The following is a 20,792-nucleotide window of genomic DNA, read 5'->3' on the forward strand; positions in this document are numbered from 1 at the left end:
CGGTCGGCGACGTCCGCCGCACCGACAGCCGGCCGAGCGGTCGGCGCAACCGGTCCGGCCGGCCGGCGCGGTGGGTCGCTACGGGCATGACGATGGACGACGTGGACGAGCGGAGCGAGGAGGCGGCGTGAACCCGCTGCGCGACCCGCAGGATCGGCGGCTGCCCCGGATCCCGGAGCCGTGCGCTCTGGTGATCTTCGGGGTGACCGGTGACCTGGCTGAGAAGAAACTGCTACCCGCGGTCTACGACCTGGCCAACCGGGGGCTGCTGCCGCCCGGCTTCGTGGTCGTCGGGTTCGCCCGCCGGGACTGGGGCGACGGCGACTTCGCCTCGCTGGCCCGCGAGGCGGCCAAGGCCCACTCCCGGACACCATGGCGGGAAGAGGTGTGGTCACGACTCGAACACAACATCAAGTTCGTCGGTGGGTCGTTCGACGACGACACCGCCTTCGACAACCTCGCGCGCTGCCTGGAAGGCCTGCGCGACAGCCACGGCATCCACGGCAACGCGGCCTTCTACTTCTCCATCCCACCGGCGGCGTTCCCGGTGGTGCTCAAGCAGCTGGCCCGCACCGGCATGGCCGACAACGAGAAGTGCGGCGGCTGGCGCCGGGTGGTGGTGGAGAAGCCGTTCGGCAACGACCTGCCCTCGGCCAAGGCGCTCAACGACCTGGTCGACGACGTCTTCACCCGGCAGGACGTCTTCCGCATCGACCACTACCTGGGCAAGGAGACGGTCCAGAACATCCTCGCCCTGCGCTTCGCCAACAGCCTCTTCGAGCCGCTGTGGAACTCGCAGTACGTCGACTCGGTGCAGATCACCATGGCCGAGGACGTCGGCATCGGCAGCCGGGCGGGTTTCTACGACTCGGTCGGCACCGCCCGCGACGTGCTGCAGAACCACCTGCTGCAACTGCTCGCCCTGGTGGCGATGGAGGAGCCGACCAGCTTCGACGCCGACGAGATCCGGGCCGAGAAGCTCAAGGTGCTCAAGGCCATCACGCTGCCGAAGGACGTCGACCAGGGCACGGTACGCGGTCAGTACCTGCCCGGCTGGGTGGGCGGGCAGCGGGCCAAGGGGTACCTGGAGGAGGACGGCGTGCCGTCGACGTCGACCACCGAGACGTACGTGGCGGTGCGGCTGGGCATCCAGAACCGCCGGTGGGCGGAGGTGCCGTTCTACATCCGGGCCGGCAAGCGGCTGCCCCGGCGGGTCACCGAGGTCGCGGTGATGTTCAAGCAGGCGCCGCACCTGCCGTTCAGCCCGGCCGACATGGAGATGCTCGGCAACAACCAGTTGGTGATCCGGGTGCAGCCGGACGAGGGCGTGGTGCTCAAGTTCGGCTCGAAGGTGCCCGGCACCACGATGGAGGTCCGCGACATCGCGATGGACTTCCAGTACGGCGAGGCGTTCACCGAGTCCAGCCCGGAGGCGTACGAGCGGCTGGTGCTGGACGTGCTGATCGGCGACCGGACGCTGTTCCCGGACGCCGCCGAGGTCGAGCAGAGCTGGGCCGTGGTGGACCCGCTGGAGCAGGCCTGGGAGGGCACCAGGCCCGAGCCCTACCGGTCCGGCGAGTGGGGTCCCCGGGCCGCCGACGAGATGCTGGCCCGCGAGGGCCGGGCCTGGCGGCGGGCGTGAGCGGACGGACCATCGGGCTCGGCAGCGCCGCGCCGCGCGCCGCCGGTGAGCGGAGCGGGGCGGCGACGCGCGGCGCGCGGAGCGAACGAGGCAGGAGGCTGCGGTGATCGGACTGTGGGACACCACCGGCAACGAGGTGGTCAAGGCGCTCGCCGCGGAACGACGCAGCGCGGGCGGGGTGGCCAGCGGCATGGCGCTGACCCTGATCGTGGTGGTGGACGAGAAGCGGGTCCGCGAGGCGGAGGCGGCGGCCACCATCGCCGCGGCCGCGCACCCGTGCCGGCTGCTGGTGGTGGTCCGCTCCGACGTGGACCGCGACCGCAACCGGCTCGACGCCGAGATCGTGGTCGGCGGGCGGCTGGGCCCCTGCGAGGCCGTGGTGATGCGGATGTACGGCCGGCTGGCGCTGCACGCCGAGTCCGTGGTCATGCCGTTGCTGGTGCCGGACGTACCGGTGGTGACCTGGTGGCACGGTGAGCCGCCGGAGGAGATCGCCACCGACTTCCTCGGCGTGGTCGCCGACCGGCGGATCACCGACTCCGCGCAGGCCGCCGACCCGATCGCGGCGCTGCGGCAGCGGGCCCGCGACTACGTCTCCGGTGACACCGACCTCGCCTGGACCAGGATCACGCCGTGGCGCACCCTGGTGGCCGGCGCTTTCGACACCACGGACGCGCAGCTCACCGAGGCGGTGGTGGTCGCGCCGCCGACCGACCCGACCGCCGCGCTGATGCGGGGCTGGCTGCGCAGCCGGCTCGGCATCAAGCCACGCTGGGACCGGGCCCGCGAGTTTCCCCGGATGCGGGAGGTCCAGTTGCGCTGTGCCAACGGCGACGAGTTGACGCTGACCCGGGAGGACAGCGTGGCCACGTTCCGGCGTACCGGCCAGGAGGATCGGATCCTGCCGCTGGTGCGTCGGCCGCTCGGCGACGAGCTGGCCGAGGAGCTGCGCCGGCTCGGCTCCGACCAGGTGTACGCGGAGGCGTTGGGCGCCTTCGCCGGGCTGGCCAACCTGGACCGGCGGCCCAGCCAGCGGGTGCACGTCTGGAAGGACCCGGCCACCGCCCAGCGGGCCGAGGCCGGCGTCACCGCGCACGCCACCACGCACACCGGCTCCTGACTTCCCACCCCCTCCGGCCCGGACGACATAGACCGCCCCGCGGTCGCGGAAGGACACCATGAGTGAGGCGAGTGTCGCCGTCCACGCCGACGCCGACCTGCTGGCGCAGGCGGTCGCGGCCCGACTGGTGGTGCGGCTGCTCGACGCCCAGGCCGCTCGCGGCCAGGCGTCGGTGGTGCTCACCGGCGGTCGGATCGCCGCGGCGGTCTACCGGGCGGTGGGCGCGCTGCCCGCCCGGGACGCGGTCGACTGGTCCCGGGTCGACTTCTGGTGGGGCGACGAACGGTTCCTGCCCGCCGGTGACCCGGAGCGCAACGAGACCCAGGCCCGCGCGGCGCTGCTCGACACGCTGCCGGTGGACCCGGCCCGGGTGCACGCCATGCCGGCCTCGGACGGCGGCGCCGACCCGGAGGAGGCCGCCGCCCGGTACGCCGCCGAACTCGCCCGGGCGGCCCGACCCGGCACCGCCGTGCTGCCCCACTTCGACGTGCTGATGCTCGGCGTCGGCGAGGACGGACACGTCGCCTCGGTCTTCCCGGAACACCCGGTGCACTACGAGAGCCGACCGGTGAGCGCGGTGCGGGGCAGCCCGAAGCCCCCACCGGTGCGCATCACCCTCACCCTCCCGGCGATCAACACCGCCGAGGAGGTGTGGCTGGTGGCCGGTGGCGGCGACAAGGCCCACGCGGTCGGCATGGCGCTGGCCGGTGCCGGACCGGTGCAGGTGCCGGCGGCCGGTGTGCAGGGTGTGGGGCGTACCCTCTGGCTGCTCGACCGGGCTGCGGCGGCCGACCTGCCGGCCCGCTTCCGCAGCCTGCGCTGACGCGGCCGGCGGCGGGCCGGACGCTACGACCGGCCGCGGCGCTGACGCAGCGCGGCGAGCGCCTCGGCGAGGATCGCCTCGCCCTCGGCGTCGGTGCGCCGTTCCTTCACGTACGCCAGATGGGTCTTGTACGGCTCGGCTCGGGTCCGGCCGGGCGGATCCTGGGCGTCCTGGCCGGCGGGTAGCCCGCAGCGGGGGCAGTCCCAGACCGTCGGGGCCGCCACGTCGGCGACGATCCGGATGTCGGTGCGGTGCCCGTTGCGGCACCAGTAGCTGACCGACCGGCACGGGACCGGCTGGTGGCGTTCGGGGGGACGTGGGGGCGCGGACCCGACGCGGGCGCCCCGGATGACGTGGCCGTTCGGCACGGCGCTGACTCCTGTCGTCGGAGGGGACCGCCGTCGGGGGGTGGACGGCGGGCGACGCGGTGCAGCGGGTGAAACGGACTGCGCGCGGCCCGTCGAGTGACGGACCGCGCGCAGATTGTACGCCTCGGGGGTCGGGTCAGACGCCCGTGCCCACCTCGAGCCGGAGCCAGAGACCGAGCCCGATGATGCAGGCGAACCAGACGATGCCCACCAGCACGGTGTAGCGGTCCAGGTTCTTCTCGGCCACCGACGAGCCGGCCAGGCTGGAGCTGACCCCACCGCCGAACATGCTGGACATCCCACCGCCCTTGCCGCGGTGCAGCAGGATGAGCAGGGTGAGCAGGACGCTCGTGATGACCAGCAACACGATCAACGTGTAGGCGAACCAGATCGGCATGGCGGGGGTCAGTCCTCTCGTTACGATCCTCGCCCGGGCAGTTCGGGCACGGCGGCACCGACCGGCGGACGGGCGGAGTCAAGGATAGCGAGCGATCAGCCGGTGATGTGCTCCGGGAACCGGCAGATCTTCGCGAACTCCTCGGCGTCCAGGCTGGCACCGCCCACCAGGGCGCCGTCCACGTCCGGCTGCGCCATGATCGAGGCGACGTTCGACGACTTGACCGAGCCGCCGTAGAGGATGCGTACCCCGTCGGCGGTGGCCTGGTCCACGGTCTCGGCCAGCCGGGCCCGCAGCGCGCCGCACACCTCCTGGGCGTCCTCCGGGGTGGCCGTCTTGCCGGTGCCGATCGCCCAGACCGGCTCGTACGCGACCACCACCCGGAGGACCTGCTCCGGGCTGAGCCCCTTCAGGGCGGCGTCGAGCTGGTCGGTGCAGTGCGCCACGTGGGTGCCCTGCTCCCGGACGTCCAGCCCCTCCCCCACGCAGAGGATCGGGGTGAGCCCGTGGGTCAGCGCCGCCTGCACCTTGGCGCCCACCAACGCGTCGTCCTCGCGGTGGTACTGCCGCCGCTCGGAGTGGCCGACCGCCACGTACGTGCAGCCGAGCTTGGCCAGCATCGCGCCGGAGACCTCCCCGGTGTACGCACCGGAGGCGTGCGGCGACAGGTCCTGCGCGCCGTAGCCGATGAGCAGCTTGTCACCCTCCACGACGGTCTGCACCGTGCGCAGGTCGGTGAACGGTGGCAGCACCACCGTCTCCACCTCGGTCAGCTGCTTCTCGGTGAGGCTGGCCGCCAGCTTCTGCACCAGCAGGTTCGCCTCGAGGTGGTTGAGGTTCATCTTCCAGTTGCCGGCCATCAGCGGCCGGCGGGGGGCGCTCGCCATCAGTTCTCCAGGGCCGCGATGCCGGGGAGGGTCTTGCCCTCCAGGTACTCCAGGGACGCGCCACCGCCGGTGGAGATGTGCCCGAAGGACTTCTCGTCCAGCCCCAGGGCCCGCACCGCGGCGGCCGAGTCACCACCACCGACCACGGTGAACGCGTCGGCGCCGGCGATCGCCTCGGCCACCCCACGGGTGCCGTGGGCGAAGGCGGGCATCTCGAACACGCCCATCGGGCCGTTCCAGAAGATCGTCCGGGCGCCCTTGAGCGCGGCGGCGAAGCCCGCCACCGTCTTCGGGCCCACGTCCAGCCCCACCCGCTTGCTGGGGATGCCGTCCGCCGGCACGGTGTCGTGCGCGGCGTCCGGGGCGAACGCGTCGGCGGCCACCACGTCGACCGGGAGCATGATCTTGCCCTCGGAGCGCTCCAGCAGGTTGCGGCAGGTCTCCACCATCTCCGCCTCCAGCAGGGAGGAGCCGACCTCGTGGCCCTGGGCCTTGAGGAAGGTGAAGCACATGCCACCACCGATGAGCAGCCGGTCGACCGTCGGCAGCAGCGCCTCGATCACCGCGAGCTTGTCGGAGACCTTCGACCCGCCGAGCACCACCACGTACGGCCGCTCCGGGTCGCCGGTGAGCTGCGAGAGCACCTCCACCTCGCGCAGCACCAGCCGACCGGCGTAGTGCGGCAGCCGGGCGGGCACGTCGTGGACGCTGGCGTGCTTGCGGTGCACCGCGCCGAACGCGTCGTCGACGTAGCTGTCGCCGAGGGCGGCGAGCTGGTCGGCGAAGGCGCCCCGCTCGGCGTCGTCCTTGCTGGTCTCCCCCTTGTTGAAGCGGAGGTTCTCCAGCAGCGCCACCTCACCGTCGGCGAGCGCCGCCACCGTCGCCCGGGCCGACTCGCCGACCGTGTCGGTGGCGAAGTGCACCGCCGTGCCGAGCAGCTCACCGAGCCGCCCGGCGACCGGGGCGAGGCTGAACTGCGGGTCCGGCGCACCCTTCGGCCGGCCCAGGTGGGAGCAGACGACGACCTTGGCACCGGCCTCGGTCAACGCGCCGAGGGTCGGCAGCACCGCCCGGATCCGGCCGTCGTCGGTGATCGCGCCGGTCTGCTTGTCGAGTGGGACGTTCAGGTCGGCGCGCACCAGCACGCGCCGACCCGAGACCCCCTCGGCGAGCAGGTCGTCGAGGTTACGGATGCTCACAGCGACGAACCAACCAGCTTCACCAGGTCGACCAGGCGGTTGGAGTAGCCCCACTCGTTGTCGTACCAGCCGACGACCTTCACCTGGTTGCCGATGACCTTGGTCAGCGGCGCGTCGAAGATGCACGACGCCGGGTCGGTGACGATGTCGGCGGAGACGATCGGGTCCTCGTTGTAGGTCAGGATGCCCCGCAGCGGGCCCTCGGCGGCGGCCTTCAGCGCGGCGTTGACCTCGTCCACCGAGGTCTCCCGACCGACGGTGACGGTGAGGTCGGTGGCGGAGCCGGTCGGGATCGGCACCCGCAGCGCGTACCCGTCGAGCTTGCCCTTGAGGTCCGGCAGCACCAGGCCGATGGCCTTCGCGGCGCCGGTCGAGGTCGGCACGATGTTCAGCGCGGCGGCCCGGGCCCGGCGCAGGTCCTTGTGCGGCGCGTCCTGGAGGTTCTGGTCCTGGGTGTACGCGTGGATGGTGGTCATCAGACCCTGCTGGATGCCGAACGTGTCGTGCAGCACCTTCGCCATCGGCGCCAGGCAGTTGGTGGTGCAGGAGGCGTTCGAGATGATGTTGTGCTTCGCCGGGTCGTACTGGCCGTCGTTGACGCCCATCACGACCGTGACGTCCTCGTTCTTCGCCGGCGCGGAGATGATGACCTTCTTGGCCCCGCCGTCGATGTGCGCCTTGGCCTTGGTGGCGTCGGTGAAGAAGCCGGTCGACTCGATGACCACGTCCGCGCCGACGTCGCCCCACGGCAGCGCCGCCGGGTCCTTCTCGGCGTACGCCTTGATGGACTTGCCGCCGACGGTGATCTCGTCGGCGGTGGCCTTGACCTCCTGCGGGAGGCGACCCAGGATGCTGTCGTACTTGAGCAGGTGGGCGAGCGTCGCGTTGTCGGTCAGGTCGTTGACGGCCACGACCTCGACGTCAGCGCCGGACGCCAGCACTGCCCGGAAGAAGTTACGGCCGATGCGGCCGAAGCCGTTGATGCCAACCCGGATGGTCACAGGTCCCATCTCCTCGCGTTCTGGTCCGCCGGCGTGGAGACCCTCGGCCGGCGAAGTGGTGTGCGCCGACCGTTGGAGCCGGCCGTTGACGGTTCATCCCGGCCACCTCGCCGCGGTCCGAGGGACCTGACCGCCGTCGAGGCGGTGGGTACGGCGGGGAGCACCGGTGCCGGCCCCCTTGCCGTACGCAGCGACCATATCCGAGCGCGCTGAGCCACGCTGCGCCGGGTGGTCGCCCCACCGTCCTATCAGACCACGAGCATGTCGGGCGTGACGGCCGCTTCGGTATCCGGGATGCCGAGGTCGCGGGCCCGCTTGTCGGCCAACGCCAGCAACCTGCGGATCCGTCCGGCGATGGCGTCCTTGGTCAGCGGCGGGTCGGCCAGCGCGCCCAGCTCCTCCAGGGACGCCTGCCGGTGCTCCAGCCGCAGCCGGCCGGCCGAGGTCAGGTGCTCCGGCGCGTCGTCGGCGAGGATCTCCAACGCCCGGGTCACCCGGGCCGCGGCGGCGACCGCCGCCCGGGCCGACCGGCGCAGGTTGGCGTCGTCGAAGTTCGCCAACCGGTTGGCCGTCGCCCGCACCTCGCGCCGGACCCGGCGCTCCTCCCACGCCAGCACGCTGGAGTGCGCACCGATGCGGGTGAGCAGCGCGGCGATCGCGTCGCCGTCCTTGACCACCACCCGGTCGACGCCGCGCACCTCCCGGTTCTTGGCGGTGATGCCCAGCCGCCGGGCCGCGCCGACCAGGGCCAGCGCCGACTCCGGTCCCGGGCAGGTGATCTCCAGGGCGCTGGAGCGACCCGGCTCGGTCAACGAGCCGTGCGCCATGAACGCGCCCCGCCAGGCGGACACCGCGCAGCAGACGCTGGCGGCGACGACGTGCGGCGGCAGCCCGCGTACCGGCCGGCCACGCACGTCGAGCAGCCCGGTCTGCCGGGCCAGGGCCTCGCCGTCCTTGACCACCCGGACGATGAAGTGGCTGCCCTTGCGCAGCCCGCCGGAGGCGAGCACATGGATCTCACTCGGATAGCCGTAGACCTCGGCGATCTCGCGCCGCAACCGCCGGGCCACCGCGCCGGTGTCGAGCTCGGCCTCCACCACCACCCGCCCGGACACGATGTGCAGCCCACCGGCGAACCGCAGCAGCGCCGCCATCTCCGCCCGCCGGCAGCAGGGCTTGGGCACGTCGACCCGACTCAGCTCGTCCTTGACCGCCGCCGTCATCGCCATTGTGCGTCCCCTCACGGACCGGTTCCGGCGTGTCGCCGGAGATTACGTACGTGTCTAACGATCGGCGCCCAGTACAGGCACCAGGGCGGCGCCCAGAGCAGCCGGATCATGACGGGGAGTGCCGTCGTCGACCGCGACGGGAGCGAGGACCAGCCGGGCTCCCAGGGATTCTGCCGCACCGTGGACCGGTTCGGGGTCACCGACCGCCTTGGCGTCGGCGAGCACGAAGTCGACCGTCAGCTCCGGCAGGTACCAGCGCAGCGCCGCCAGGTGGTCGGCGACCGAGAGACCGAGCGTCTCCTTCTCGGCGGCGAGGTTGAGGGTGACCAGTCGCCGAGCCGGGCTGGCCAGGATCGCGGCGGCCAGCTGCGGCACCAGCAGGTGCGGCAGCACGCTCGTGTACCAGCTGCCCGGCCCGAAGATCAGCCAGTCGGCGGCACCGATCGCGGCGACCGCCTCCGCGCACGCCGCCGGCGCCTGCGGGGTGAGCCGCAGCGACTCGACCCGTCCGGTGGTGACCGCGACCTGGTGCTGTCCGCGTACGGTGCACACCTCGTCGGGGCGTACGGGGTCGACTCCGCGTACCCGGGCCTCGATGTCGACCGGCTGGCGGGACATCGGCAGCACCCGGCCGACCGAGCCGAGCATCGCCCCGGCGTGTTCCAGCGCCGCCACCGGGTCGCCGAGCAGCTCCATCAGCCCGCAGAGCACCAGGTTGCCCACCGCGTGCCCGGCCAGCCCGTCGGTCCGGCCGTCCGCCGCCAGCTCGGCGAAGCGGTGCTGGAACAGCCCCGCGCTGCGCCGGGTCGCGGGATGGTCGCCGGCCAGCGCCACCAGCGCCTGGCGCAGGTCACCGGGGGGCAGCCCACCCCGTTCGGCCCGCAGCCGGCCACTTGAGCCGCCGTCGTCGCCGACGGTCACCACCGCCGTGATGTCCAGATCCAGCTCCGGGGCGCACCGACGCAGTGCCCGCAGCGAGGCGGACAGGCCGTGCCCGCCGCCGAAGGCCACCACCCGGATCGTCATTCCCGCCCCAGGTCGCGGTGCTGGGCGTTGGCGGCCAGCCCGGCGCGACGCAGTCGAGCGGCCAACTCCTCGGCGATCGCCACGCTGCGGTGCTTGCCGCCGGTGCAGCCGACCGCCACGGTCAGGTACCGCTTGCCCTCGCGCTCGAAGCCGGCCGTGGTGGCGTTCACCAGGTCCGCGTACGCGTCGACGAAGGCGTCCGCGCCCTCCTGTCCCAACACGTACGCGCTGACCGCCTCCTCGCGCCCGGTGTGCTCGCGCAGTTCGGGCACCCAGTAGGGGTTGGGCAGGAACCGGGCGTCCATCACGAAGTCGGCGTCCGGCGGCAGGCCGTACTTGAAGCCGAAGGAGATCACCGTGAGCCGCAGCCGGCGGGCGTCCTCCCCGCCGAACAGCTCCTCGACCCGGCGACGCAACTGGTTCACGTTGAGGTGACTGGTGTCGATGATCACGTCGGCCTGGTCGCGGGCCTCCTCCAGCAGGCCCCGCTCGACGGCGATGCCGTCGGCGAGCCGGCCGTCGCCCTGCAACGGATGCGAGCGGCGCACGCTCTCGAACCGGCGGATCAGCACCTCGTCGTCCGCGTCGACGAAGACCACCCGGGGGGCGTAGCCACGCTCCTTCAGCTCCCGGATCGCCTCGGCCAGATCCGTGGAGAAGGCCCGGGAGCGCACGTCCAGCACCATCGCGGTACGCCGGGCCGCTCCGCCCGCCTTCACCGCCAGCTCGGCCATGTCCAGCAGCAGCGCCTGCGGCAGGTTGTCGACGACGTAGAAGCCCACGTTCTCCAGGGCCCGGGCCACGGTGCTGCGCCCCCCACCGGACAGCCCGGTGACCACGACCAGGGTGGTGTCCGTCTCGGCGGTCGCCCCGGTCTGCTCACCGGGTACGCCCGCACGGTGACCAGTCGTGTGCGCCTCGCCCACCCGTCAACCCCTCCATCGGTGCTGCCCCGGTCGATCCCGACCGGGCACGGTCAAGCAGCGACTCTAGCTCGCCCGTGTCGGGCTCCGTGGGAGGCACCGCCGCCGCGCTGATCCCACCACCGGCCGCTGTCGTCGGGCCGCCCGGTGCACGCCAGCGCTCCGGTTCCCGCCGCCGCCCATGTCTCGCTCCGCGCCCTTTGCTCTGCTTCAACCAGCGCAACAGTCCGCGGGCTGAACCGTTGCGCCCGGTGCAGCAGAGCACGGGAGAGGAGGCTGGTCGTGTCGGCTGACCGACGGCGCGCGACGCGTGGCGCGGCTATCCTCCGGCCATGGGCAGGCACGGGGCGCGGCTGCGCTGGGTGGTGGCGCTCGTGTCCGTCACGGTCGCCGTGCTGGCCACAGTGCACCGTTACATCGACCGCGAACGGGAGTGGGCCGACGGCGGCGACACCCTGGCGGTGACCGTCCAGGCCAGCCTGCCAGAGCCGGACGGTGTGGCGGACGCGGTCGTCGCGTTCGGTTGGCCCGAGCCGGCGGACAACGTCATCGGCGACCGCGGCAGACAGTCGGTGGTGTTGCGGCTGCGCTGGTCGGGGCCGCCCCGAAAGGGCCACTACCAGGTCATCCTGCTCGACTCCCGGGTGGAACCCGCCCGGGTGGTGCAGCCCTACGCCGGCTGGGACGCCGACGGCGGCACCGGTTCCAACTGGGCCGGAGCGTACGACGTGCTGGCCGACCGCTACCCCTGGCTCGCCGACACCGCCACCCGCGAGGAGCCCGAGGGCACGTTCACCACTGCGCCCAACGTCGGCGCGGTGGGCACCCGCGCGACGGCCGACGGCAGCCTGATCGCCGTCTTCCGGCTGGTGCCTGGCGCCCTGCCGCTGACCGACCCGTCGCGCCTGGCGGTGGCGTTCTGCTACGTCGATCCCGACGGCGACGTGCGCTGGGCCAAGCGGGTCCCCGTCCCGCCCGCCCCGTGAACCCCGCCCAGCTTCGCACCGTGGCACCGTAGGTCGTCGACACGCCGAGCCGACCGCGCCGGAACTGCCACAGACCCGAGCGCCGAAGACAGCCGCTCGTAGAATCCTCGGATGGTCTCCCCCGCCGACGTGAGCATCACCGACCTGGCCAGCTCCGACGCCCCGACCGGGGAGAAGGTGACCGCGGCGCTGGATGTGCTGCGGCGGGTCTTCGGGTACGACTCGTTCCGGGGTTTCCAGCGCGAGGTCATCGACCACGTGGTGGCCGGCGGGGACGCGCTGGTGCTGATGCCGACCGGCGGCGGCAAGTCGCTGTGCTACCAGATCCCGGCCCTGGTGCGCGACGGCGTCGCCGTGGTGATCTCGCCGCTGATCGCGCTCATGCAGGACCAGGTCGACGCGCTGACCGCCGTCGGGGTGCGGGCCGGCTTCCTCAACTCCACCCTCGACCCGGACACCCGCCGGCTGGTCGAGGCGGAGTTCGTGGCCGGCGAGATCGACCTGCTCTACCTCGCGCCGGAGGCGCTGGCCAGCCGGGGCACGCTGAACCTGCTGGACCGGGGGCGGATCGGCCTGTTCGCCATCGACGAGGCGCACTGCGTGTCGCAGTGGGGCCACGACTTCCGGCCGGACTACCTGAACCTGTCGATGCTGCACGAACGCTGGCCGGGCGTACCCCGCATCGCGCTGACCGCCACCGCGACCAGCGCCACCCGGTCCGAGATCGCCACCCGGCTGAGCCTCACCGAGGCACGGCACTTCGTGGCCAGCTTCGACCGGCCCAACATCCAGTACCGGATCGTGCCGAAGCGGGAGCCGCGCAAGCAACTGCTCGCCCTGCTGCGCGACGAACATCCCGGTGAGGCGGGCATCGTCTACTGCCTGTCCCGGGCCTCGGTGGAGAAGACCGCCGAGTTCCTGGTCGCCAACGGCATCGACGCGCTGCCGTACCACGCCGGCCTGGACGCCGGCACCCGCGCCGCCAACCAGCAGCGCTTCCTGCGCGCCGACGGCGTGGTGATGGTGGCGACGATCGCCTTCGGGATGGGCATCGACAAGCCCGATGTGCGGTTCGTCGCCCACCTCGACCTGCCGAAGTCGGTCGAGGGCTACTACCAGGAGACCGGCCGCGCCGGCCGCGACGGGTTGCCGTCGACCGCCTGGCTGGCGTACGGGCTGCAGGACGTGGTGCAGCAGCGGAAGATGATCGACACCTCCGAGGGCGACCTGGCCCACCGGCGCAACCTCGCCGCCCACCTCGACGCGATGCTGGCGCTCTGTGAGACGGTCCGCTGCCGCCGGGCGCAGCTGCTGGAGTACTTCGGCGAGCCGGCCACCGGCGGCTGCGGCAACTGCGACACCTGTCTGGAGCCACCGGAGTCCTGGGACGGCACGGTGGCCGCGCAAAAGCTGCTCTCCACCGTCTTCCGGCTGGACCGGGAGCGCAACCAGCGGTTCGGTGCCGGGCACTGCGTCGACATCCTGCTGGGCCGCACCACCGACAAGATCACCCAGCATCGGCACGACTCGCTCACCGTGTTCGGCATCGGTGGTGAGCTGAGCGAGGCGGAGTGGCGCGGCGTGGTCCGGCAACTGCTCGCCGAGGGGCTGCTCGCCGTCGAGGGGGACTACGGCACACTGGCGCTCACCAACGCCAGTGCCGAGGTGCTCGGCCGGCGGCGCACCGTGATGCTGCGTCGCGAGGCGGCGCGCCCGGCGAAGGCGGCCAAGCCGCGTGGTGCGGCCACCGTGGTCGCCGAGCTGCCGGCGGAGGCGGCCGGCACGTTCGAGCGGCTGCGGGCCTGGCGGGCGGCCACCGCCAAGGAGCAGGGCGTACCCGCGTACGTCATCTTCCACGACGCCACGCTGCGCCAGATCGCCGCCGACGCGCCGTCGTCGCTGGCCGAGCTGTCCCGGATCAGCGGCGTCGGCGAGAACAAGCTCGCCAAGTACGGCGAGCAGCTCCTCGGAGTGCTCGCCGACGCCGCCTGAGGCACCGCCCACCCTCGTCAAGATCCCCGCAACCTCTCAAGATCCGCGCAACTTCGGGGAGCTTGTCTCATCCTGTTTGTGCTGGTGGGCGAGTCTTGACATGGGCATGGCAGGTGTTTGGTTGCAGGTCAGGGGCCGGATGATCTTTGTGGTGATCGTCTGACTCGGATTCCGCGGGAAGTCTGCGGCGTGGCGACCCGGGACATGAAGGAACCCTCGGCGAGGGTTGCTGGTCGTGACACACATCAATCCGCCCACCGAGGGCCACGAATTGGTCTACCAAGTCCGCCTGCCCGTGTCCAGTGACACTGTCGCGCTGGTGACCGAGGCGATACGCACCTACCGGCGGCAGGTGAAGTCCCGCTGGCGCAAACTATCCGACCTGCAGACCACCACGATCGTCCTGGCGGTACTGCGCCACGACCAGCATCCCGCCGACCTCGCCGCCGCCCACGGGGTGTCCCACCACAGCGTCCGCCGCTGGGTCAGACAAGTCATCACCACCGTGGCGCGGATGGCGCCACGTCTGGACCGTGTCCTGGCGGCCGCCGCCCGCACCTACCACGAACAGCCACTCCTGCTCGACGGCACCTGCGTGCCCGTGCACGCACCCGCCGACAAGGCCAAAGAACGACGCCACTGGTGCCTGAAACACAAAGTCCACCACCTACGCGTGATGACCCTGACCGACCAACACGGCCGACTCCTCTGGCTCTCCGCGGCCACCCCCGCACGACTCCACGAAGCCACCCACGCCAAACGCCTGCACCTGCCCGCCCGCCTGCGCCACCATCACCTCGCGATCATCTGCGACCGCATCCACACCCGCCTCGACGACCAACCCACCACCAACCCCACCGTCCTCGTCGGCCGCCGCGCCTGCCGCAACCACAAACTCACCCCCGCCGAGAAAACCGCCAACACCCTGCTCGCCCGCGAACGCGTCGCCAACGAACACGCCCACGCCCACCTCAAGAACTGGCGCATCCTCACCCGACTACGCCACGGCTGGCACCACCACGCCACCACCCTGCTCCGCGCCCTACTCGTCCTCACCAACACCGAAATCAACCGCTGACCCAGACAAACGATCACCACAAAGATCAACTAACCCATGGCCTGCGACCAAACACCTCACACCACCACGTCAAGCCCCCACCACCAGCACAAACAGGATGAGACAAGCTCGGGGATGTTGCTGGCTCAGGCGCCGTGGAGACCGCAACATCCCCGAAGTTGTCAGCTGGCGGGAGGTTCGGGGGTGCGGAGGGCGGTGAGGATCGCTTCGGCGGTACGCCGGCCGACGCCGGGGACCTCGGTGATCTCCTCGACGGTGGCGGCCGAGAGACGTTTCAGCGAGCCGAAGTGACGCAGCAGCGCCTTGCGGCGTACCTCGCCCAGGCCGGGGACGTTGTCCAACGCCGAGGTGGTCATCCGCTTGGAGCGGCGCTGCCGGTGGAAGGTGATGGCGAAGCGGTGCGCCTCGTCGCGTACCCGTTGCAGCAGGTAGAGCCCTTCCGAGGCGCGCGGCAGGATGACCGGGAAGTCGTCGTCTGGCAGCCAGACCTCCTCCAACCGCTTGGCCAGCCCGCACAGCGCCACGTCGTCGATGCCCAGCTCGGCGAGGGCCTGCGCGGCGGCGGCGACCTGCGGCGCGCCGCCGTCGACCACCACCAGCTGCGGCGGGTACGCGAAACGCCGCGGCCGGCCGGTGGTCGGGTCGACAAGCACGCCGATGCGCGGCTCGTCGCCGCCGTCGGCCGCGTCCAGCTCAGCGGGGAGGGCGTCAGCTTCGACACCCGCCTCACCGGTCTCGGCGCGCGCGTCGAGGTAGCGGGCGAAGCGGCGGCGCAGCACCTCGGACATCGCCGAGAGGTCGTCGGTGGCGCCACGGATGATGAACCGGCGGTACTCGCTCTTGCGGGGCAGCCCGTCCTCGAAGACGACCATGCTCGCCACCACGTCGGTGCCCTGGATCTGCGAGATGTCGAAACACTCGATGCGCAGCGGCGCCGTCCGCAGGCCGAGCGCCTCGGTGATCTCGTCGAGGGCCTTGCTGCGGGTGGTCAGGTCACCGGCCCGCTTGAGCTTGTGCCGGGCCAGGGCGTCCTTGGCGTTGCGTTCCACCGTCTCCATCAGGGCCCGCTTGTCACCGCGCTGCGGCACCCGCAGGGTCACCCGGCCGCCCCGGTGGGCGGAGAGCCAGTCGGCCAGGGCGTCGGCGTCGGCGGGCAGCTCGGGGACCAGCAGTTCCCGTGGCACGTCGGCCTCTCCGTGCTCGCCGCCGTAGACCTGCGTGCAGAAGTGGTGGACCAGGTCGCCGGTGGTCAGCTCCTCGGTCTTCTCCACCACCCAACCGCGCTGGCCGCGTACCCGGCCGCCCCGGACGTGGAAGACCTGGACCGCGGCTTCGAGCGGGTCGTCGGCGAAGGCCACCACGTCGGCGTCGGTGCCGTCACCGAGCACCACGGTCTGCTTCTCCATCGCCCGGCGCAGCGCGGCGACGTCGTCGCGCAGCCGGGCTGCCCGCTCGAACTCCAACTGCTCGCTGGCCTCGGTCATCTCGCGTTCCAGCTTGCGGACCATGGTGTCGGTGCGCCCGGCCATGAAGTCGCAGAAGTCGTCGACGATCTCGCGGTGCCGCTCGGCGGAGACGCTGCCGACGCAGGGGGCCGAGCACTTGCCGATGTAGCCCAGCAGGCAGGGCCGGCCGACCTGACCGGCCCGCTTGAACACCCCGGCGGAGCAGGTGCGGGCCGGGAAGACGCGCAGCAGCAGGTCGAGCGTCTCGCGGATGGCCCAGGCGTGTGAGTACGGCCCGAAGTAGCGCACCCCCTTGCGCTTGGCCCCGCGCATCACCTGGAGCCGTGGGTACTCCTCGTCGAGGGTCACCGCCAGGTAGGGGTAGGACTTGTCGTCGCGGTAGCGGACGTTGAACCTCGGGTCGTGCTGCTTGATCCAGAGGTATTCGAGCTGGAGCGCCTCGACCTCGGTGCCGACCGTGACCCAGTCCACCGCCTCGGCGGTGGTGACCATCTGCCGGGTGCGCTGGTGCAGCCCCCACAGGTCGGCGAAGTAGGAGTTGAGCCGGCTGCGCAGGTTCCTCGCCTTGCCCACGTAGATGACCCGGCCGGTGCCGTCGTAGAAGCGGTAGACCCCCGGTGCCTCGGGAATCGTGCCCGGCGCGGGACGGTAGGTCGACGGATCAGCCACACTCCGAGACTAGTCGCCACCCCCGACAGCCCGAATCATCCCCGGATGACCGTTACCGTGCCGACCGATGCGGCCTCGATCGATACCTTCCAATCTCGGGCGCGGCGGCCTACCATCCAGTAACCGAATGTTCTTCATGTAATGATCCCGTCCGATGGCCCCCGTCCACAGAGGATCGCCATGACCGGTCACACCCCCGCCCGCCGGCTGCTCGCCGGTGCCACGACCGCCACCGCCGTCGCCGCCCTCCTCGTCGCGGCCCCGACCACCGCCACCGCGACCACCGTCCCGACCGAGCACGCGACGAACACCCGCACGTCGACCGCCGTGAGTGCCTTCGCCACCGACGACTACTGCCTCGGCGAATGCTCGGAGATCCTGCCGCCCGGCCAGAACGGCAACGCCACCCTCGTCGAGATCCTCGGCAACCAGGCCTTCGGCACCCTGCCCCGGCACTCCGCCGACCAGCTCGGCCGGTACGCCGACCTCGTGTACGGCTACGCCGGGCTGCGCGAGGACCAGATCGACACCTTCTTCCACGACGCCTCCTTCGGCGTCGCGCCCAGCCAGGTCGAACGCGACTACTCACCCCGCGCGGACGTGCGCATCCTGCGGGACCGGGCCACCGGTGTCCCGCACATCACCGGCACCACCCGCGCCGGGACCATGTTCGGCGCCGGCTACGCCGGGGCCGAGGACCGGCTGTTCACCATGGACCTGCTGCGGCACGTCGGCCGGGGCACCCTGACCCCGTTCGCGGGCGGGGCACCCGGCAACCGGGCGCTGGAGCAGAGCGTCTGGCGCACCTCCCCGTACACCGAGGCCGACCTGACCGCGCAGGTCGCCGCGCTGCGCGGTAAGGGTGAGCGCGGTGAGCAGCTCTACGCCGACGTGCAGGAGTACATCGCCGGGATCAACGCCTACATCCGTACCTGCATGGCCAACCGCAACTGCCCCGGCGAGTACGTGCTCACCGGGCATCTCGACGCGATCACCAACGCCGGTGGGCCCGAACCGTTCGTGCTGACCGACCTGGTCGCCATCGCCGGTGTGGTCGGTGGCCTGTTCGGTGGCGGGGGCGGCACGGAGATGCAGTCCGCGCTGGTCCGCATCGCCGCGCGGGCCAAGTACGGCCCGGTCGAGGGCGACCGGGTGTGGCAGGGCTTCCGGGGACAGAACGACCCGGAGACCGTGCTGACCCTGCACGACGGGCAGAGCTTCCCGTACGGCGACGCCTCCCCCGACGCGCCGAGCGTGGTGCTGCCGGACGCCGATTCGGCCCGGGTCGAGCCGGTCGTCACCGACCCGACCGGCTCCGCCACCACCGCCGGCTCGGACAGCGCCTCGGCGCTGGCCGCCGCGCTGTCCGGGCTGACCATCGACCCGGCGCACCGGGGCATGTCCAACGCGGCGGTGATCTCCGCCGAGCACTCCACCAGCGGGCACCCGGTGGCGGTCTTCGGGCCGCAGACCGGCTACTTCTCCCCCCAACTGCTGATGGTCCAGGAGTTGCAGGGTCCGGGCATCAGCGCCCGGGGCGCCGCCTTCGCCGGGTTGAACCTGTACGTCCTGCTCGGCCGGGGCCAGGACTACGCCTGGAGCGCCACCTCCTCCGTGCACGACATCACCGACACCTACGCGGTGCCGCTCTGCGTACCCGGCGGTGGCACCCCGACGCTGGGCAGCGACCACTACCTGTACCGCGGCCAGTGCCTGGCGATGGACGAGCTGTCGCACGTCAACCGGTGGCGCCCGACCGTCGCCGACGGCACCGCGGCCGGGTCGTACAAGCTCGTCGCCTGGCGTACGAAGCTCGGGCTGGTGGCGTGGCGGGGCACCGTCGGCGGAGTGCCGCACGCCTTCACGAAGCTGCGCTCCACCTACGGGCGGGAGGCCGACTCCGCGATCGGCTTCCAGATGTACAACGACCCGACCCAGATGGGCTCGGCGGCGGCGTTCCGCACCTCGGCGAACAACGTCGAATACGCGTTCAACTGGTTCTACGTCAACTCCACCGAGTCGGCGTACTTCAACTCCGGGCTCAACCCGCTGCGGGCCGCCGGCAGCAACCCGAGCCTGCCGATGAAGGCCGAGCGGGCGTACGAGTGGCAGGACTTCGACCCGGAGACCGGCACCGCCCGGTACGCGCCCGCGTCGGCCCACCCGCAGTCGACGAATCAGGACTACTACGTCAGCTGGAACAACAAGCAGGCCAAGGACTTCGGTGCCGCCGACGGCAACTTCAGCTTCGGCGCCGTGCACCGCGGTGACCTGCTGGACAAGCCGGTGAAGGCGGCGCTGGCGGCGGGCCGCACCTTCGACCGGGCCTCGCTCACCGAGCTGGTGCAGCGGGCCGGGCTCACCGACCTGCGCGGCGCCGAGGTGCTCGGCGAGCTGCTCCGGGTGCTGGAGAGCCAACCCGTCACCGACGCCGCCCTGGCCACCGAGATCGCCCGGCTGAAGGCGTGGCGGCAGGCCGGCGCGCTACGCGTGGAGACGGCCAGTGGCAGCAGGGTCTACCAGCACGCCGAGGCGATCCGGACGCTCGACGCCTGGTGGCCGCTGCTGGTCCGGGGCATGTTCCGGGCTCCGCTCGGCGCGGAGCTGTACCAGTCCCTGGTCAACACCCTTCAGGTCAACGAGTCACCCTCCGGCCACCAACAGGGCGACGTGTCGAACCTGCCGTCGTCGGCGAACAGCGCCCAGACGCACAAGGGCTCGGCCTTCCAGTACGGATGGTGGGGTTGGGTCGACAGGGACCTGCGGGCCGTCCTGGGCGACCCGGTGGCCGGCGGGCCGGGGCGTACCTTCTGCGGCGACGGCGACCTCGCCGCCTGCCGGCAGGTCCTGCTCGACACCCTGCGCACGGCGGCGACCACACCGGCCACGCAGACCTATCCGGGAGACGACACCTGCGCCGCCGGCGACCAGTGGTGCGCCGACGCCATCGTCCAGTCGCCGCTGGGCGGCATCAAGCACGCCACCATCGCCTGGCAGAACCGTCCCACCTACCAGCAGGTGGTGTCGTTCCCCGCCCGACGCGGCGACGACCTGACCAATCTGGCCGCCGGCCGCCCGGTCACCGCCTCCAGCAGCCAACTGTTCCACGGTGCCGGCCGTGCCGTGGACGGCGACCTGGGCACCCGGTGGGCCAGTTCGTGGTCGGACAACCAGTGGCTGCGGGTCGACCTCGGATCGGTCCGGCAGGTCGGTCGGGTAGCCCTGGCCTGGGAGGCCGCCTACGCCCGGTCGTACCGGGTGGAGGTCTCCACCGACGGTGCCACCTGGCGGCCGGCCTGGTCGACCACCACCGGCGACGGCGGGACCGACGTGGTCAGCTTCGCCCCGCAGCAGGCCCGGTACGTGCGGATGTACGGGCTGACCCGGGGCACGTCCTACGGCTTCTCACTGTGGGAGATGTCGGCATACGCCCAGTGAGGTCGACGGTCGTGGCCGGGACGGCACCGTCCCGGCCGCGACCGCCCGCACGGCCGGCTCAGGCCAGCGCGATCTGGTCGCCGTCGACCCTGATGTCCTTGGCCGCCAGCGGGGTGGTGGCCGGACCGGCCTTGACGGAGCCGTCCTCGATGGAGAACTTGCTGCCGTGGCAGGTGCAGTTGATGGTGCCGCCGTCGACGTTCGACACCGGGCAGCCCTGATGGGTGCAGACCGGGTCGAACCCCTTGAACTCCCCGGCGGTGGGTTGGGTGATCACCACGCCCTGGGCGGCGTAGACCGCACCGCCACCGACCGGGATGTCGGTCGTGCGGGCCAGTGACTGGGCACCCTCGCGGTCCCCGCCACCGGCGTCACCGGTGTTGGTGATCTGCGGCCCCGGGCTGGGTGCCGCGCCGCCGTCGTCCTCACCACCGCAGGCGGCCAGCACCGCCGCCGCGCCGACCGCCCCCGCCCCAGCGAGCAGAGCTCGGCGGGTACGCACGTCAGGCCCGGCCGGCACCTGCTCCTCGCTCATGCCAGTGCTCCGT

17 protein-coding genes are annotated in these 20,792 nt (G+C 72.0%); 7 read left to right on the forward strand and 10 right to left on the reverse strand.

Annotated features, from left to right (window positions below; all coding sequences use genetic code 11):
• Positions 1-127 precede the first annotated feature (127 nt).
• The 3 genes from zwf to pgl all read left to right on the forward strand — a co-directional run bounded on the left by zwf (position 128) and on the right by pgl (position 3,585).
• Positions 128-1,642, forward strand: a complete 1,515-nt coding sequence (gene zwf / locus O7597_RS01340) for a glucose-6-phosphate dehydrogenase (protein WP_281581811.1) — start codon at positions 128-130, stop codon at positions 1,640-1,642.
• 103 nt (positions 1,643-1,745) lie between these two features.
• A complete protein-coding gene (locus tag O7597_RS01345; RefSeq protein ID WP_269742527.1) occupies positions 1,746-2,762 on the forward strand; it encodes a glucose-6-phosphate dehydrogenase assembly protein OpcA in 1,017 nt (338 codons plus the stop codon).
• Between the two features lie 58 nt (positions 2,763-2,820).
• A complete protein-coding gene (gene pgl / locus O7597_RS01350) occupies positions 2,821-3,585 on the forward strand; it encodes a 6-phosphogluconolactonase (RefSeq protein WP_269742528.1) in 765 nt (254 codons plus the stop codon).
• A 23-nt stretch (positions 3,586-3,608) separates the two neighbouring features.
• Here pgl and O7597_RS01355 read toward each other — a convergent pair whose 3' ends face one another.
• The 8 genes from O7597_RS01355 to rapZ all read right to left on the reverse strand — a co-directional run bounded on the left by O7597_RS01355 (position 3,609) and on the right by rapZ (position 10,537).
• Positions 3,609-3,953, reverse strand: a complete 345-nt coding sequence (locus O7597_RS01355; protein ID WP_093401449.1) for an RNA polymerase-binding protein RbpA — start codon at positions 3,951-3,953, stop codon at positions 3,609-3,611.
• A 136-nt stretch (positions 3,954-4,089) separates the two neighbouring features.
• The gene (gene secG / locus O7597_RS01360; RefSeq protein ID WP_093401450.1) at positions 4,090-4,350 is read right to left on the reverse strand and encodes a preprotein translocase subunit SecG; all 261 of its coding nucleotides are present in this window, start codon (positions 4,348-4,350) and stop codon (positions 4,090-4,092) included.
• Positions 4,351-4,445: 95 nt separating this feature from the next.
• Positions 4,446-5,237 (reverse strand): triose-phosphate isomerase, encoded by a 792-nt coding sequence (gene tpiA / locus O7597_RS01365; RefSeq protein ID WP_281581812.1) that lies wholly within the window; start codon positions 5,235-5,237, stop codon positions 4,446-4,448.
• The gene (locus O7597_RS01370; protein ID WP_281581813.1) at positions 5,237-6,436 is read right to left on the reverse strand and encodes a phosphoglycerate kinase; all 1,200 of its coding nucleotides are present in this window, start codon (positions 6,434-6,436) and stop codon (positions 5,237-5,239) included. Before O7597_RS01370 ends, tpiA begins: the two co-directional genes overlap by 1 nt.
• The gene (gene gap / locus O7597_RS01375; RefSeq protein ID WP_093401453.1) at positions 6,433-7,437 is read right to left on the reverse strand and encodes a type I glyceraldehyde-3-phosphate dehydrogenase; all 1,005 of its coding nucleotides are present in this window, start codon (positions 7,435-7,437) and stop codon (positions 6,433-6,435) included. The genes O7597_RS01370 and gap overlap by 4 nt, the downstream gene beginning before the upstream one ends.
• Positions 7,438-7,685: 248 nt before the next feature.
• Positions 7,686-8,666 carry a DNA-binding protein WhiA gene (gene whiA, locus O7597_RS01380; RefSeq protein ID WP_093401454.1) on the reverse strand — a complete coding sequence of 327 codons (981 nt, stop codon included), beginning with the start codon at positions 8,664-8,666 and terminating at the stop codon, positions 7,686-7,688.
• Positions 8,667-8,720: 54 nt separating this feature from the next.
• Complete coding sequence (yvcK, locus tag O7597_RS01385; protein ID WP_269742532.1) at positions 8,721-9,692, reverse strand: uridine diphosphate-N-acetylglucosamine-binding protein YvcK; 972 nt, start codon at positions 9,690-9,692, stop codon at positions 8,721-8,723.
• A complete protein-coding gene (gene rapZ, locus O7597_RS01390; RefSeq protein ID WP_210827651.1) occupies positions 9,689-10,537 on the reverse strand; it encodes an RNase adapter RapZ in 849 nt (282 codons plus the stop codon). The genes yvcK and rapZ overlap by 4 nt, the downstream gene beginning before the upstream one ends.
• A gap of 410 nt (positions 10,538-10,947) precedes the next feature.
• Here rapZ and O7597_RS01395 point away from each other — a divergent pair, with 410 nt between their 5' ends.
• The 3 genes from O7597_RS01395 (at position 10,948) to O7597_RS01405 (ending at position 14,671) form a co-directional block, all read left to right on the forward strand.
• On the forward strand, positions 10,948-11,601 hold the full coding sequence (locus tag O7597_RS01395) for a hypothetical protein (RefSeq protein WP_281581814.1): 654 nt from the start codon (positions 10,948-10,950) through the stop codon (positions 11,599-11,601).
• 111 nt (positions 11,602-11,712) lie between these two features.
• On the forward strand, positions 11,713-13,593 hold the full coding sequence (gene recQ / locus O7597_RS01400; protein WP_281581815.1) for a DNA helicase RecQ: 1,881 nt from the start codon (positions 11,713-11,715) through the stop codon (positions 13,591-13,593).
• Positions 13,594-13,828: 235 nt separating this feature from the next.
• Positions 13,829-14,671 carry a transposase family protein gene (locus O7597_RS01405; RefSeq protein WP_281581738.1) on the forward strand — a complete coding sequence of 281 codons (843 nt, stop codon included), beginning with the start codon at positions 13,829-13,831 and terminating at the stop codon, positions 14,669-14,671.
• Positions 14,672-14,832: 161 nt separating this feature from the next.
• On the opposite strand, the gene uvrC is transcribed toward O7597_RS01405, so the two are convergent.
• Positions 14,833-16,806, reverse strand: coding sequence for an excinuclease ABC subunit UvrC (gene uvrC, locus O7597_RS01410; protein WP_281581816.1), 1,974 nt, complete (start codon positions 16,804-16,806; stop codon positions 14,833-14,835).
• A 180-nt stretch (positions 16,807-16,986) separates the two neighbouring features.
• Between uvrC and O7597_RS01415 the strand changes: the two genes are divergently transcribed.
• A complete protein-coding gene (locus tag O7597_RS01415) occupies positions 16,987-20,244 on the forward strand; it encodes a penicillin acylase family protein (protein ID WP_281581817.1) in 3,258 nt (1,085 codons plus the stop codon).
• 58 nt (positions 20,245-20,302) lie between these two features.
• Here the strand turns inward: O7597_RS01415 and O7597_RS01420 are convergent, their stop codons facing one another.
• Positions 20,303-20,779, reverse strand: a complete 477-nt coding sequence (locus O7597_RS01420; protein WP_281581818.1) for a Rieske (2Fe-2S) protein — start codon at positions 20,777-20,779, stop codon at positions 20,303-20,305.
• Positions 20,780-20,792: the final 13 nt, after the last annotated feature.

This window comes from Verrucosispora sp. WMMC514, from assembly GCF_027497295.1.
Classification (GTDB): Bacteria; Actinomycetota; Actinomycetes; order Mycobacteriales; family Micromonosporaceae; genus Micromonospora; species Micromonospora palythoicola.